The sequence below is a fragment of the Polyangium fumosum genome, assembly GCF_005144585.1.
In the GTDB taxonomy this organism is placed as follows: domain Bacteria; phylum Myxococcota_A; class Polyangia; order Polyangiales; family Polyangiaceae; genus Polyangium; species Polyangium fumosum.
The window spans coordinates 194,893-209,692 of the sequence record NZ_SSMQ01000006.1 but is presented as its reverse complement, the minus strand read 5'-3'; the positions used below and the strand labels follow the sequence as shown (position 1 = coordinate 209,692).

Sequence of the window (14,800 nt, the reverse complement as noted above, 5' to 3'; positions counted from 1 at the left end):
CCCTTTCGCCCCTGTGCCTCCCGGGCGAACTTCGTTTACCATCGCTGGAAACGCCTTGGCTGACCGCGCCCCTTCATCGATGTTGAGCTCCGCGCTCGCCGAGCGTGGCGTGCCGATGCGTTCCCTCGAAGAGGCGATCGCGCGGCAGGTCGTGCACGGCGGTGACCTCGTGACGAACCTGCTCGAGGTCGGCGGCGCCCGCGAGGAGATGCTCGTGCCGCTGCTCGCCGAGGTGCTCGGCCTCGAAGAGGCGCCCTCGGGCAAACTCCCGCTGCCGGCCGCGCCGGTGTTGCGCCTCGTGCCCGGGGATCTCGCGATCCGGCACGGCATCTTCCCGCTCGCGCTCACGCGGCGGGTCCTCACGATCGCCACCGCCGAACCCCTCTCGCCCGCCGTCGAAGGGGACCTCGCCTTCGCGCTCGCCGTCGAGATCCGGCAGAGCGTCGCGCCCCTCGTGCGGATCCGTCAGGCGATCGCCGAGGCCTACCAGATCCCGCTCGATCGTCGCTTCCTCCGGCTCGTCGCCAAGCTCGAGAGCCGCCCCGATCCGAGCCCGACGGTCGTGCCGCCGCCGCGCAGCACAGAGCCTCCCCGCGGCACCTTTCGCCCGCCGCCCGAGCGCCTCGCGGAGCCTCCCGTCGCCACGCCGCAGCCGCCCACGCAGACGCCGGACACGCTCGTCGCAGGCGCGCCTCCGCCGCTCGCGCCGACGCGCACGAGGCTCTCGGCCACACCGATGGCCGCGCGCGCCGCACGCTCGGATCACCCGAAGCCCGTGCCGACGGTCGAGGTCATCGAGCCGAAGCCGGTCGTTGCACCTGGGCCCGCGCCGCGCCCGCTCACCAGCGACGAGATGCCCGAGACCATCGCCGCGCCGCCGGAGCCCACGCCGATCGTGGAAGCGGCCGACGAGGAAGAGGCGCCCGTCTCGCGCCGGCCCGAGCGGCTCGTGCGACGCGAGTCGAACCGCACCCGCACGAGCGCGAGCGTGCTCCGCCGCGCGGTCACCGGCGAGCGCAAGACACGTGTCGTCGAGGCGCCCGACCGGCGCGCGGCGCGGCCTCGTCGCAAGGGCCCGTTCACCACGGCGATGGCGGAGGAGGAGCTCGGCGAGGCGACCACGACCGACGCCGTCCTCGACATCTTCTTCGCGTTCGCCCACCAGTTCTTCGAGTACACGTCGCTCTTCGTCGTGCACGGCGACGTCGCCGACGGGCGTGACGCTGCGGGCCCCGGCGCGGGCGCGGCGCGGCTCATGTCCCTCGCCGTGCCCCTCGGCCGCCCGAGCCTGCTCGCCCTCGCACGCGAACGCAGGGCGCCCGTGATCATGCCGCCCGCCGTCGGCGATCTCGACGTCGAGATCGTCTCCGAGCTCGGTCGATCGGGCCGCACCGAAGCCGGCACACGCGCCGCGGCCGTGCTCGTCCTGCCGATCGTCGTGCGAAACCGGACCGTCGCGCTGCTCTACGGCGACGACGGCGTCGTCGATGTCGAGCTCTCGGCGCTCGGGGACGTCATCGCCATCGCGGGGCTGACCGCCGAGGCGATCGAGCGCGCCATCCTGCGCAAGAAGCGCGGCGGCGCAGGCGGTGACGACGCCCCGGTGAAGCGCGCGCCGAAGCCCGCGCCTCCGCCGCAGGCCCAGGGCGCGGTGCGGCAGGGCGGCCTCGTCGCGCTTGCGCGCGCCTTCGAGCTGCCCGCGCGTCCTGCGGACGCCGCCGATCCTGCACAATCGCCCGCGGCCGAGCCGAAATCCCCGCCGGCGGCCATCTCCTCGATCGCCGTGACCTTGCCGTCCGCCTCGGCGATGGCGCCGGCCGTGCTCCATGCGAGCCCGCCGTCGGCGGCAGCGGCGGCGGCGGCCTTGCCGCGCGCGGGCGAGACCTCCTTCGCGGGCGTCGCTTCGAGCCAGCCGAGCGCCGCGCCCCGGCCCGCCCCCGCGCCCCCGCGCGCGGCGTCTGCGGCCCCAGCGCCCCCGGCCCCAGCTCCGTCGTCCCCCGCGCTCGTGGAGACGCTCCAGAGCCCCACGCCCGCGCCGGACGCGGTCGTCCCCCGCGTCGAGCCCCTCGCCCAGCGCTCGCCCGACTCCGACACCACCTGGGACCTCTCGAACCGCCGCGGCGGCCCCGCATCCCGTCGCCGTCGCACGCCCCTCGGCGTCGTCGCCACGGGCCGCCTGCGCCTCGGCCCCACCACGCCGCCACCGCCGCCCCTCACGGACGTCGCCCGGCTTCCGGAGGTCGGCCCAGCGCCCGCGGCAGCCCCGCCCCCGCGCGCCGCCCGCCGCGCCGTCGCGCCGAGCTTCGGCGGCCGCAGCAGGGCCTCCCTGGGCCTCGGCGCGCAGCCCTTGCCCCCGGAGCCGCCGCCGAACGCCATCGCCGCGCCGCCCACACCTCCCTTGCCCCCGGTGCGGCCCGTCGTGCCCACTGCGCCCGCGCCCCCGCCCGACGCCTGCGAGCCCCCGCCCGACGTCCCCCCGACCCCGGCCACACCCGCGCCGCCCGTGCGCGTCCCGCCCCCGGGTGGCGACAAGTACACGCCAGGCCCGCCGGAGACGATCCCGGGACCGCCGCAGGATGGGTGGACCCGCCGTCCGGCCACGAACGAGCTCAGCGCAGCTCCGCCCGCCGACTGGAACGTCGCTCCCGCAGGCAGCACGCTCCCGAGCCGCGCACGCGCCGCGGGTCTGGATCCCGTCACCCTCGTGCAGCGGTTCCTCGACGCCGGCACGGAAGACGGCGAAGCGCAGAAGGATCTCGTCCGTCTCGGCGAGGCCGCGATGCAGGCCATCATGGCCCGCTTCCCGGGCCCGCTGCGCATCGACCCGCGCGTGCTCTCGCGAGGCGCCGAGCTCCCGCTCGCCTCCCGCAGCGGCCCTCTGCTCGCGCTCCTCGTCGCGATGGGCCGCCCCGCCGTGCCTTTCCTCGCCGTGCGCAGCACGGCCAACGATCCCGACGTGCGGTTCTGGGCGACGCACCTGCTCGGCGAGCTCGTGTACCCCGAGAGCGCGCAAGCCGTCTCCGTGCGTCTCTTCGACGAAGCCGCCCCGGTTCGTCGCGTCGCGCGTCGCGCAGCCGCAGCGCTCATCACCGCAGGCCCCGCGACCGAGGCGCCCATCCTCCCGACCCTCGAGCGTCTCGCGCGAACCTCAACCGAACGCGCAGGCCGGCGCCTGCTCGCCATCGAGACCCTCGGCGAGCTCTTGATCCCGAAATCAGTCCCCGTACTCATCGCAACGCTCGGCGAGACGACCGCCGAGCTGGTCGACGCCGCCCACCGCGCGCTCGTACACATCACACGGCACGACTTCCGCCGCGACGCACGCAAGTGGGACGACTGGTGGACCACAAACGCCACACGCAACCGCGTCGAGTGGCTCATCGACGCACTCCTCTCGGGATCGCCCACAATCCGCCGCGCAGCAGCCGAGGAACTCGCACCCATCGTCGGCCGAAATCTCGGCTACTACGACGACCTCCCCGAAGACGAACGCGAAGCCGCGCAAGTCCGCTACGTCCTCTGGTGGGAACAAGAAGGCCGCCACAAGAAGCGCAGTTGAGCGTTGCGCCGGGGTTTCACCCCGGACCCGACCAGGGGTTGTCCACCCCTGGACCCGGACCAGCGAGGCGCTGGACCCGGGGTCGATGAACTGCGCTCCGCGCAGTTCATCGAACAGCCAGGGTCAAGACCGGCGACGACCCTGCCCACCAAGACCGCAGCGCTGACGGCTCGACGGGCAACGCCCCGTCGCCAGCGAGACAACCTCCACGGTCTTGCCACGGGCCCGTTGGAAGAACTGCGCATCGCGCAGTTCTTCCACCTCGGTCCAGGCCGTGCCTGGTCCGGGTCGAGGGGCGGACAGCCCCCGCGGGGTCCGGGGCAGCGCCCCGGCGCGACGGCCACAAAAAGCCACGAGGGGGCGGTGAGGCCCCCTCGTGGTGGTTCCTTGATCGTCAGGAAAACGGACCGCTCACTTCTTTGCGGCGCCGCTCTCCTTGATGACGAGATCGATCAGCTTCTTGAACTTCGGGAACGGCTGGGCGCCGCTGATGAAGTAGCCCTCCGTCTTGCCGGCGGCTGCGATGTGGAAGCCGGGCGTCCCGCTGATGCCGGCCTTGTCGGCCACGGCGCTCTCGCTCTCGATGAACTTCTTGTGCGCCTCGGAGTCGAGGGCGGACTTGAACTTCCCGAGGTCGAGGCCCTGCTCCTCCGCGTACTTCTCGAGCGTCGTGCGGGCGAACGCGTCCGGCGTGCCGGCGCCCTTGAAGAGCGCGGTGTGCATCTTCCAGAAGCCCTCGTTGCCCTTCTGCTTCTTGGCCTCCTCGGCCGCGAGAGCGGCGGGCATCGCGCTCTTGTGGAACGGCAGCGGCTTGTGGCGCCACACGATCTTCACCTTGTCGCCGTAGGCCTTCTCGACCTGGGCGACCGTGTCCTCTGCGCGCTTGCAGAAGGGGCACTCGAAGTCGCTGAAGATCTGCATCACGACCTTCGCCTTGTCGCTGCCCTTCCAGGCGGAGTCGGCGGGGGCCGCGTCGACCGTCTTCTTCTCGGGCGGGGGCGGCGTCTTGCCGTCCTTGATGATCTCGTTGTAGAGGTCCTTCGCCGCGACGCCCTTCGAGAGAAGGTCTTGCGCCTTCTTGATCTCCTCGTCGATGACGGCCTTGAACTTCTCGATCGGCTGGGCGCCGACGAGACGGCGACCGTTGATGAAGAAGTGCGGCGTGCCGCTCGCCTGGAGCTCGTCGGCGAGGTCCTGGTCGGCCGTGATCTCGGCGCCGTACTTCTTGTCGAGGATCGCGGTCTTCACCTTGTCGACGTTCAGCCCGAGCTCCTTCGCGTAGCCGAGCAGATCGTCGTCGGTCAGCTTCTGCTGGTTCTTCCAGAGCAGATCGTAGGCGGCCCAGAAGCCTGCCTCGCCCTTCTGGGCGCGGGCTTCACGCGCGAGCTCCGCGGCCGGCTCGGCGCGCGGGTGCATCGGCAGCGGGTTGTCCTTCCACACGATGCGGACCTTGTCGCCGTAGGTCTTGGAGACCTCGTCGAGCGTCGGGACCACGCGGCTGCAGAAGGGGCACTGGAAATCGGACCACTCGACGATCGTCACGAGCGCCGTCTCGGGGCCCTTCGCGGGCGACGTGCCGACGGGCACCTTCCAGACGGTCTTGTCCTCTTGCTGCGCCTGATCGCGGTTCGCCGGCGGGGGCGCCTTCGCCTTGTTCTCCTGCGAGAGCTTGGCGTAGACCTTCTCCGGCTTCGTGCCGGCCTTGATCGCGGCGTCGGCGGCCTTGAGCTGCTCGTCGATCACCTGCTTGAACTTGTCGATCGGCTGCGCGCCGCTGAGCAGGATGCCGTTGATGAACGACGCCGGCGTACCGGAGACGCCCGCGGCCTTGCCGGCGGCGAGGTCGGCGTCCACCTTCGCGGCGAACTCCTGCTTGTCGTAGGCGGCCTTGAACTTGGCCTTGTCCACGCCTGCTTGCGCGGCCCACTGCTCGAAGTTCTCGGGCGTCAGGGCGCGCTGGTTCTGGAACGCCACCTCGTGGAACTTCCAGAAGGCCTCGGGGCCCTTCATGCGGAACACGGTCTCGGCCGCGACGGACGCGGGACGCGCGTTCTTGTGGAAGGGCAGGGGGTTCGACTTCCAGATGATGCGGAGCTTCTGCGGGCCGTATGCCTCGCGGAGCTGCGTCAGCGTCGCCTCCACCTTGCTGCAGAAGGGGCACTCGAAGTCGCTGAAGAGCACCAGCGTGACGGGCGCGTTCGGGCTGCCCCACGTGGGATCCTTCGACGAGACGGGGACCGACGCGTCGCTGTGATCCCACGTCCCGCCGGCGACGAACTCCTGCGTCGCCTCGGCGCTGGCCGTGTGGCCCCCGGCGCCGCGATCGATGCCCCACATCAGCGCCATCCCTGCCATGAAGCAGAGAAGGAAGCCGACGATGGCGGTTCCTTTGTTCATGTTTCTTCTCTTTCTTTCGACACGGTGCTGCCCGCGTGACGCTCCTTTTCGCGCCGCGAGAGCCGACACCCCGATCGCCCCGACGCATGTCCTTCGGGGCGAAAATCCACGATCTCGAGCGTCGTCTTTTGAACGACGCTGCCGTGACACGTGCGGACCGGCGGCGCCCCCCCGCCTTTAACCAGAAGGGGCGCGGGGCCGATGCGCGAGTTTTCCTCTTCGTGTTCCGTCTCGAAGGCCGTCGGAGCTCGCCACGCGCACGCCCTTGGCACGCACGCGCGATCAAAACGGCCCGTCGTCGTCACGCGATCCCGCGCGACGACGACCACGACTACACGCGAGGGGGACGATCGATCTCTCGGCGAACACCCCGAAGCGGGGCGCCCTCCACCGGCGGGTACGCCGGGAGCTCGACGGCGTAGGCCGGTCGGAGATCGAAGGACGCCGAAAGCATGGCGTCCGGTACGGTCGCGAAGAACGACGCGACGGGGTTCTGCTCGCCGTGGGAAGGACCGAGGGCCGGACCGAACTCCGTCCCGTCACACGAGACCCCTGCGTCGATGCGCGCGTCGGTCTCTGGGTGGATCCGCCCTGGCGCGACCGCCGTGGCGCCGCGCTCGTCACACATCGCCGCGATCTCCGGATCGACTTCGTCCGTTTGATCCAGCGGCGCCGAGCAATCTTCGGGGGGGTTTGGGGGAGCCGCGCTTGTCGCGGCGGAGCCCCCATCGTCACAAGTCGGCACGATCGCTGCGTGTGCGCGGAGCGGCACGAGCCAAGCCACGGCGAAGATCGCCGCGACGGCCAGCGCACGAAGAACCGCGAACCGCAACATCCGACCCATTCATAGCCGACCGGAGGGCCTGCGGCAATTGCCTGCGGTCTTCCACCCAAGTCGAGCCCTCCAGATGCCGAATTATTGGCCCACCTTGTCTTACATTTCTAGCGTGTGGGCATGGCGACTGCCCCCCTCGACATGGATCGCGCCGGCGCGGACGGCGCGGCGCAGGCGACGCGTGCTTCGGAGCTCGCCGCTGGGCACGACGACGAGCGCGCCGGCGCGGGGCCCGGCGAGGAGCTCCCGCGGGTCCTCGGCCGGTATCTCTTGCTCCGTCGCATCGCGCGCGGCGGCATGGGCGAGGTCTACCTCGCGTCGACCATGGGCATCGAGGGCGCCGAGCGGCCCGTCGTCGTGAAGGTCATTCGCCGCGATCACGCGAGTGATCCGAGCTTCATCGCGCGCTTCCTCGACGAGGCCCGCGTGCAGGCGCAGCTCCAGCACTCCGGCGTCGCGCAGGTCCTCGAGGCCTCGCTCGACGACGCGACCGGCGAGCCGTACGCGGTCGTCGAGCATGTCGAGGGCAAGAGCCTCGGCGACGTGCGTGGGCGCGCGCATGCGCTCGGGTATCGCGTCGGTTGGTCCGAGGCCGTCGCGGTCGCCACGATGATCGCCGAGGCCCTCGCGCACGTGCACGAGCGCAAGGATCCTTCGGGCCGTGCGCTCGCGATCGTGCACCGCGACCTCTCCCCGCAGAACGTGATGGTCAGCTACGCGGGCGACGTGAAGATCATCGACTTCGGCACCGCGCGCGGCATGAACCGCCGCTGCCGCACCGTGAGCGGCGTCGTCTTCGCCAAACCCGGCTACGTCGCGCCCGAGGTCGCCAACGGCGACACCGGTGACGCGCGTGTCGACGTCTATGCGCTCGGCGTGATGCTCTGGGAGCTCTGCGCGGGCCGCCGCTTCTTGCAGGGCGACGCGGCCGTGCACATGGCGGCCGTCGCGCGGAACGCGCAGAACCTCCCGCCCATCGCCGCGCAGATCGGCGCGCCGCCCGAGCTCGACACGATGCTCGCGAAGCTCACGGCCTTCGATCGCGAGGTCCGCTACGGCATGGCGCGTGTCGCCGCGCGCGACCTCGCCAAGCTCCTCGGCGCGGCGCCTCCCTTGCCCGGCGGCGAGCGAGGCGTGCGCGCGCGGACGCAGTACCTCATGCACTCGCTCTTCCCGAGCGAGCCCGCGAAGAGCCGCCGCGAGTTCGCGCGCCTCGTCACCGGCGCGCGCTCCACGTTCGAGGCCGCCATCGAAGAGAAGGCCCGCCCTGCGGCGCCGCAGGCCCTTCCCGCCGAGGAAGAGGGGCTCTTGCCCGGCACGCGCCTCCGGCTCGTGCGCGAGATCGGCGGCGGCGCGACGAGCGTCGTGCACGAGGCCGAGCACGTCGATCTCGGCCGCCGTGTCGCCGTGAAGATCCTCGCCCCCGAGCACGGCGCCTCGCCCGAGTTCGCCGCGCGCTTCCGCCGCGAGGCCCGCGCCATGTCGCGCCTCTCGCACGAAGGCCTCGTCGACCTCCACGACTTCGGCCGCGCCGCGGACGGCCGCCTCTTCTGCGTCATGGAGCTGCTCGAAGGCGAGACACTCGAAGCCCTGATCGCCCGCGACCGCGAGGTCGACTGGCAACGCGCGCTCCGCATCGTGATCCGCGTGCTCGGCGCGCTCGAGGTCGCGCACGCCGCGGGCATCGTCCATCGCGACGTCAAACCCGCGAACGTCTTCTTGACCCAGAGCGGCACCGTGAAGGTCCTCGACTTCGGCCTCGCGCACACGCCCGACGACATCGGCGAGGCGCTCCTCGGCGCGCCGGGCGGCGACAACGCGGTCGCGGCCGGCTTCACGCTCTTCGGCACGCCCGAGTACATGGCGCCCGAGCAGGCGGCCGGCGGCCGCGTCGACGGCCGCGCCGACCTCTACGCGCTCGGCTGCGTGCTCTACGAGATGCTCACCGGCGCGCTCCCCTTCGCGGGCGCGAGCGCCGCCGTGATCGTCGACGCGAAGATGAAGGGCAGCCCCGAGCGGCTGCGGGATCGCGCGGCGGGCAAGCGCTTGCCCGAGGCCGTCGACGACCTCGTCATGCGCGCCCTCTCGCGCCACCCCGGCCTGCGTTTCCAGAGCGCCGCCGAGATGCGCGAGGCCGCGATGCTGGCCCTCGGCGCCCCGGTGCGCGCGCGCCGGCGCCGCAGGACCGCGGGCTTTGCCGCCCTCGCCGCCGCGATGGCGTTCGCGACCGTGCTGCTCGCCGGCAAGGCGAGGGACATCGGCGCGATGATCCCCGTCGCCTGGAAGTCCGCGCCGGCGCCCGCGCCGGCCATCGTGGCCGAGCCCGCGCCCGCGTCTGCGCCTGCCGCCGATCCCGCGACGGTCGCCGCCGCCGCGGCCGCAGCCGATCCCGCGGCCGCCCCCGCTCCTGCGCCTGCCCCCGAGCCTGCGGCCGCGGCCGAGCCCGCGGCTGCTCCCGAGCCGCTTCAGCTCGCCGAGGTGCCGATCTCGGCCGACCCGGAGCCGCCTCCGCCCACGCGGGCCCGTCCGCGTCCGTCGCAGCGCGCCTCGAAGAAGGAGGCCGCGGCGAGCAGCCAGATGGTCGCCGCGGTCGCGCAGGCGGACAAGCCGAGCGTCACGCCCGCCTCGGGCGACAAGGCTTCCGCCGGAGCGAACAAAGTCGTCCACGCCGGCGACGTCGCGCACGCCGAGCCGACCGAGCCGTCCCACGCCGAGCCAGCCTCGAAGGACAAGGACGAACAAGCTCGTTTGAGGCGCAAGAAGAAGACCCGCATGGCGTCCAAGGCAGGAGAAGGCGGGCAGGGCTCGAAACCGGCGGCCAAGACGAAGTAGCCGCCCGGCGCCCCAGCGCCGCTCATTTTGCTCGATCGCGCGCCGTCACGTTGTATACCGCGCACACTCGATGGCCCAGATTGCTCCGCCCGCCGTGGGCGAAAACGTGGTCACCTCCGGCCCACCGCACCGAGCCATTCTCAAGCTGGCTCTCCCCACGGTCGGCGCGATGCTCACGCAGAGCGTCGTCAACGAGATCGACATCGTCTTTTTCGCCCGGCTGCCCTGCCCAGAATCGTCGAACGCGCAAGCCGCGCTCCTGCCCTCGCTGATCGTCCTCTGGCTCTTCGGAGGCTCGCTCTCCTCCATCTCGGTCGGCACGCAGGCCTTCGTCGGCCGCCGTTTCGCCGAGAAGAACCACGAGGACGCAGGCGCCGTCCTCTTCAACGCCGCGCTCTTCGCGCTCGTCGCCGGCATCCTCTTCTCCGCGATCGGCTACTTCGCCTCGCCGTACATCCTCGGCGCGATCATCAAGGTCGAGGGCCCGCGCACGGCCGCAGACGAGTACCTGCGTTGGCGCCTGCTCGGCGTGACCTCGATGGCGACGACGTTCGCCTTCAAGGCCTTCTTCGACGGCATCGGCAAGACGCACATCCACCTCGTCTCGGCCGTCGCGATGAACGCGCTGAACATCGTGCTCTGCTTCCTGCTCATCTTCGGCAACGCCGCGCTCGGCATCCCGAAGATGGGCATCGCAGGCGCAGGCATCGCAGGCTTCGTCTCCACGTACGTCGGCCTCGCGATCATGGTCGGCTACGCGCTCCTGCCGCAGTTCCGGAAGCTCTACGCCCCGTTCCGCTTTCAGAACCTCGACCGCGGGCTGACCTGGTCGATCCTGAGGCTCTCGATCCCGAGCGGCGTGGCCACCATCGCCGTCATGACAGGCTTCGCGCTCTTCGCGATGATCGCAGGCAAGCTCGACGAGGTGCACCCGATGGGCGTGGTCTCGGCGATGTGCCCCGGCGGCAAAGCCGAGCCCGTCAACGGAGCCGCGACGACCGTGATCGTCGGCGTCCTCAAGCTGACGTTCACCGCCTGCCTCGCCTTCGGCACGTCCACGGCGACCCTCGTCGCGCAGTCCCTCGGCGAGCGCAACGGCGACAAAGCCGAGACCTTCGGCTGGACGTCGGTGCGTCTCGGTCTCCTGATCTTCGGCGTCGTAGGTCTCTGCGAGGCGGTCTTCGCCCCGCAAATCCTGGCCTTCGTCTCCCACAGCGAAGTGGTGCGCGACGTCGCCCTCGGGCCGATGCGCGTCATGGGCATCTGCACGCCGATCATCGCGATCGGCATGATCCTCACGCAGGCCCTCTTCGGCGCAGGCAACACGCGCTTCGTGATGCTCGTGGAGCTGGTGCTCCACTTCCTCTGTCTCGTCCCCCTCGCCTGGTTGCTCGGCATCACGCTCGACTTCGGCCTGATGGGGATCTGGACCGCCGGCGTGGTCTACGCCCTGCTCCTCGCAGCCGTGATGGTCTTCAAGTTCCGAAGCGGCGACTGGAAGAAGATCGCTCTGTAGAGGAGCGTCGCGCCGGGGTTTCACCCCGGACCCCGACCAGGGGTTGTCCACCCCTGGACCCGGACCAGCGAGGCGCTGGACCCAGGACGATGAACTGCGCGGTGCGCAGTTCATCGAACCGGCCCGTTGGAAGAACTGCGCATCGCGCAGTTCTTCCACCCTCGGTCCAGGCTGTGCCTGGTCCGGGTCGAGGGGCGGACAGCCCCCGCGGGGTCCGGGGCAGCGCCCCGGCGGCGACGCCTCAGCTCAGCTCAGCGCCCGAACGCCGACCCCGTCCACCGGTACCGAACGGGGTTGAGGTTGCTCCAGGGGAGCAGCAACGGCTCGATGCCGCCGTTGGCGCTCGTGTCTTGCGTGAAGGGGTAGGTCGCGGCGGTCCACTCGGTGGCTTTGCCGGAGGCGAGTTCGATCTCGACGGCCTTGCCAGCCTTTACGAAGCGGTGGGCGCCGCTCACCTTTTTCTTGCCGATGGCGCGGCCGATCTCAGCGGCGAAGACGCGCTTCAGGCCTTCGCCTTCGATCTTGTAGACGAGGAGCACGTCGCGATCGACCGTGCCGCCGCCTGCTTCGGGGGAGGCGTTTGCGTGCAGCGTGCCTTGCACGATGATCTCGGCTTTGCCGTCGCCGGTCAGATCCATCGCGCTGATTTCGGTGATGTCCGTGCCTTTCGTGAACTGCGAGAGCGCGAGGAACGAGTAGCCCGTGCCTGCTTTGAAGCCCTTGCCGAAGATCACGAGGTCTCGATCGTGCAGCAGGATCGTCTCGGGTTGTTTGTCGCCTGAAACATCCGCGGACACGTTGAACCGCGCCTTGCCTGTCACGCTCCGCTCTTTCTTGTAGAGCGCGTAGACCTGCTCCAGCAGCTCACCGGCGCTCGGGCGCTTGGGCGCCTCGGGCTTCACGGTCTCGCCGGACGGCTTGGATGCTGCGGCGGGCGGAGGCGTCGCGGCTTGGGTCGTCTCGCCGGCCTTCGTGAAGGCCTTGCCGTTCCACTTGTACGTTTGGGAAGCGATCGTCTCCCAGGGCAGGAGCACGGGATCCATCGTGTTCTCGCGCCCCTCGTTGTAGCTCCCTGCGTGGAACTCCTTTGCCTTGCCGGGCAGGATCGTGATCGCCACCTTCGCGCCGTCGTTGTCGAAGCGAACCTCGTTCTCGACCGCGCCCTTCTCCGTCACGACCGCGATCTCGTGCTGGAACAACGTCGTCGGCACGTCCGACTTCCCGAACTGCAAGACCTGCAAATACTCGCGGTACTTCTTCGGCGTCCCGAGACGCTTGCGCAGGATGATTTCGGCTTGCCCGTCGCCTGTCAGATCGCGCGCCTCGAACGAGGGCAACATGCCCGCGGAGACGTCGACGCTGAGGTCGTTCCAGTAGTACTCGGTGCCTTTGCGGAACGTCGGCCCGAGGACGACGAGGTACCGATCCCACACGAGCACGCGCTCCTTCAGCGGGTCGCCCGCGACGTCCGCGATCAGGTTGAACTTGGGCGCGCCGCGGACGTTTTTCTCCTTCAGCAGCCCCTCGGCGAGCGCTTGCTCGCTCTCGATCGACACGGGCGGCAGCGACTCGTACTTCGTCGAGGGCGCGGTGCCGATCGACGACTCGATCGCGCTGCCGGCGTCGGCGTCGTGCACGTGGATCGCGCCGCGCAGGCCGACGCGGGTCGTCGCGGCGGGGGGGAAGGCGGTCCAGGGGATCGTCGCTTCGAGCGTCCAGCCGCCGCTGCGCGGGGCCTCGATGACCTTGGCGCCCGTGATGGCCTTGCCGTCCTTGGTCTTCGCCGCGCCGGGGGATTTGCCGGGGTCGCCGGGGTAGAGGAGCACCTCGTGCACGACGCCGCCCGGGAAGCCGAGCGTGAGGACGACGTGGTCGCCGCCGCCGCCGCGCAGGGCGTCGTCGGTGACGTCGACGGCGACGAAGATGCTGGTGGCGTCGTAGGAGAGGGCCGCTTTGGCTTCGAGGTCCGCCTTCGACGGCTGCCCCTTGGTGGCGTACGAGAGCGCCATCAGGGAGGGCCACTCCTTGGGGACGCCGTCGAGCTTGATGGACTTGGTCTCGACGAGCGCGGCGCGCACGGCCGACCCTTCGGCGGCCGCGGGCGAGGTGGCGAAGGTGGCCCCCGCGAGGACGGCGAGGGCGGTGAGGGCAGAGCCAAGGCGAGCGCGGTAGGGCGTCATGAGCAGGGTATGGACGGGGGCAGGGGACCTTTGTTCACCGGGTGTGAGGCCCCGCGGGGACGGTTGTTCCCGCGAACGATACCCGGCCGATGTCCCCCCGGGGAGGCGGTCAATCGTGTGCCCAGGGGGCGGAACGTTCCGACCGGCGCGGCAGAATCGTGACGCGAGGGGGCTCGAACGTTCGAAGGGGGACGGGAGAGCGTGACGCGAGGGTGCTCGAACGTTTGGAGACGCGCGCGTCCCCGTGACGCGAGGGTGTTTCGGAGGGGGGGAGACGCGCGCGTCAGCGTGACGCGAGGGTGTTCGAAGGCTTGGAGACGCGCGCGTCACCGTGACGCGCAGGGGATCGAAGCTTTGGAGACGCGCGCGTCGGCGTGACGCGAGGGTGCTCGAACGTTTGGAGACGCGCGCGTCCCCGTGGCGCGAGGGGGATCGAACGTCTGGAGACGGAGAGGAGAGCGCGAGGCGCGTGGCTTACGCCGGCCCCGAGGCGAAAAGGGGCGGATTCATCGTGGCGTTCCGAAGGCCACGAGCTTCTCGGGGTTCATCACCCAGTAGATGCGCTCGATGCCCTCGGCGGACGCGTCGATGGACGCGAGCGCGAACGCGGCGCCGTCCCGGCAGAGGAGCACGGACGGCTGACCGTTCGTCTCCAGCCACGTGAGGGTGAGGCCCGACCAGAACCCGTTCGCGCCGCCGGAGACGAGCTTCGCGACGCGCTCGCGGCCATGCACCGGGACGCGGGCGGCCATGCGCGCCTGCCCGTTGCTGTCCGTGTACGACGCGACGTCGGCCGCGAGGAGGCGCTCGAGCGCGGAGAGGTCGCCCGTCTGCGCGGCGGCGATGAAGTTTTCCAGCAGGCGCCGCTGCTGCTCGACGTCGACCGGGGCACGACGCTCGCCCGCGAGGTGCTTGCGCGCGCGGCTGACGAGCTGTCGGACGTTCGCCTCGGTGAGCTGGAGGATCCCGGCGATCGCCTCGTGCGGGTAGTCGAACACCTCGCGCAGCACGTACGCCGCGCGCTCCGTGGGCGAGAGCTTTTCGAGGAGCACGAGGACGGCCAAGGCGAGGCCTTCCTGCGTCTCGGCGCCGAGCTCCGCGCTGGGGCTCGTGTCGATCGGCTCGGGCAGCCAGGGCCCGACGTAGACCTCGCGGCGGACACGCGCGGACTGGGCCACGTTGATCGCGAGGCGCGTGGCGGCGGTGACCAAAAACCCGGTCGGGTCCTGCACGGCCGCGCGGTCGGTCGTCTGCCAGCGGACCCAGGTGTCTTGCACGACGTCTTCCGCCTCGGCCCGGCTGCCGAGCATCCGGTACGCAATGCCGAGGAGCCGCGGCCGGAGCGCGACGAACGGGTCGGCGGCTGGCGGCGGAGGTTTGTGGCTCTGGGGCGCTGTCACTTTTTTTGCGTGGACCTGTCACAGGGCGAGGGGCTGTCCGGTCCCCCTCGCAACAGCGCATCCGATCGGGATGCAGGAACC

7 protein-coding genes are annotated in these 14,800 nt (G+C 71.0%); 3 read left to right on the top strand and 4 right to left on the bottom strand.

The features are described from left to right. Nucleotides 1-55 precede the first annotated feature (55 nt). On the top strand, nucleotides 56-3,559 hold the full coding sequence (locus E8A74_RS55450) for a GspE/PulE/PilB domain-containing protein (protein ID WP_170228960.1): 3,504 nt from the start codon (nucleotides 56-58) through the stop codon (nucleotides 3,557-3,559). 411 nt (nucleotides 3,560-3,970) lie between these two features. Here E8A74_RS55450 and E8A74_RS08360 read toward each other — a convergent pair whose 3' ends face one another. Continuing rightward, nucleotides 3,971-5,956 carry a DsbA family protein gene (locus E8A74_RS08360; RefSeq protein ID WP_136928409.1) on the bottom strand — a complete coding sequence of 662 codons (1,986 nt, stop codon included), beginning with the start codon at nucleotides 5,954-5,956 and terminating at the stop codon, nucleotides 3,971-3,973. 331 nt (nucleotides 5,957-6,287) lie between these two features. Next, nucleotides 6,288-6,791, bottom strand: a complete 504-nt coding sequence (locus tag E8A74_RS08355; protein WP_136928408.1) for a hypothetical protein — start codon at nucleotides 6,789-6,791, stop codon at nucleotides 6,288-6,290. A 120-nt stretch (nucleotides 6,792-6,911) separates the two neighbouring features. On the opposite strand from E8A74_RS08355, the gene E8A74_RS08350 reads away from it, so the two are divergent. Together E8A74_RS08350 and E8A74_RS08345 are read left to right on the top strand one after the other, a co-directional pair. Next, complete coding sequence (locus E8A74_RS08350) at nucleotides 6,912-9,623, top strand: serine/threonine-protein kinase (protein ID WP_136928407.1); 2,712 nt, start codon at nucleotides 6,912-6,914, stop codon at nucleotides 9,621-9,623. Between the two features lie 70 nt (nucleotides 9,624-9,693). Continuing rightward, nucleotides 9,694-11,139 carry an MATE family efflux transporter gene (locus E8A74_RS08345; protein WP_136928406.1) on the top strand — a complete coding sequence of 482 codons (1,446 nt, stop codon included), beginning with the start codon at nucleotides 9,694-9,696 and terminating at the stop codon, nucleotides 11,137-11,139. A gap of 251 nt (nucleotides 11,140-11,390) precedes the next feature. On the opposite strand, the gene E8A74_RS08340 is transcribed toward E8A74_RS08345, so the two are convergent. Beyond that, nucleotides 11,391-13,319 carry a DOMON domain-containing protein gene (locus E8A74_RS08340; protein ID WP_232379439.1) on the bottom strand — a complete coding sequence of 643 codons (1,929 nt, stop codon included), beginning with the start codon at nucleotides 13,317-13,319 and terminating at the stop codon, nucleotides 11,391-11,393. Nucleotides 13,320-13,825: 506 nt separating this feature from the next. Then, the gene (gene sigJ, locus E8A74_RS08335) at nucleotides 13,826-14,719 is read right to left on the bottom strand and encodes an RNA polymerase sigma factor SigJ (protein WP_136928405.1); all 894 of its coding nucleotides are present in this window, start codon (nucleotides 14,717-14,719) and stop codon (nucleotides 13,826-13,828) included. Between the last annotated feature and the right edge of the window lie 81 nt (nucleotides 14,720-14,800).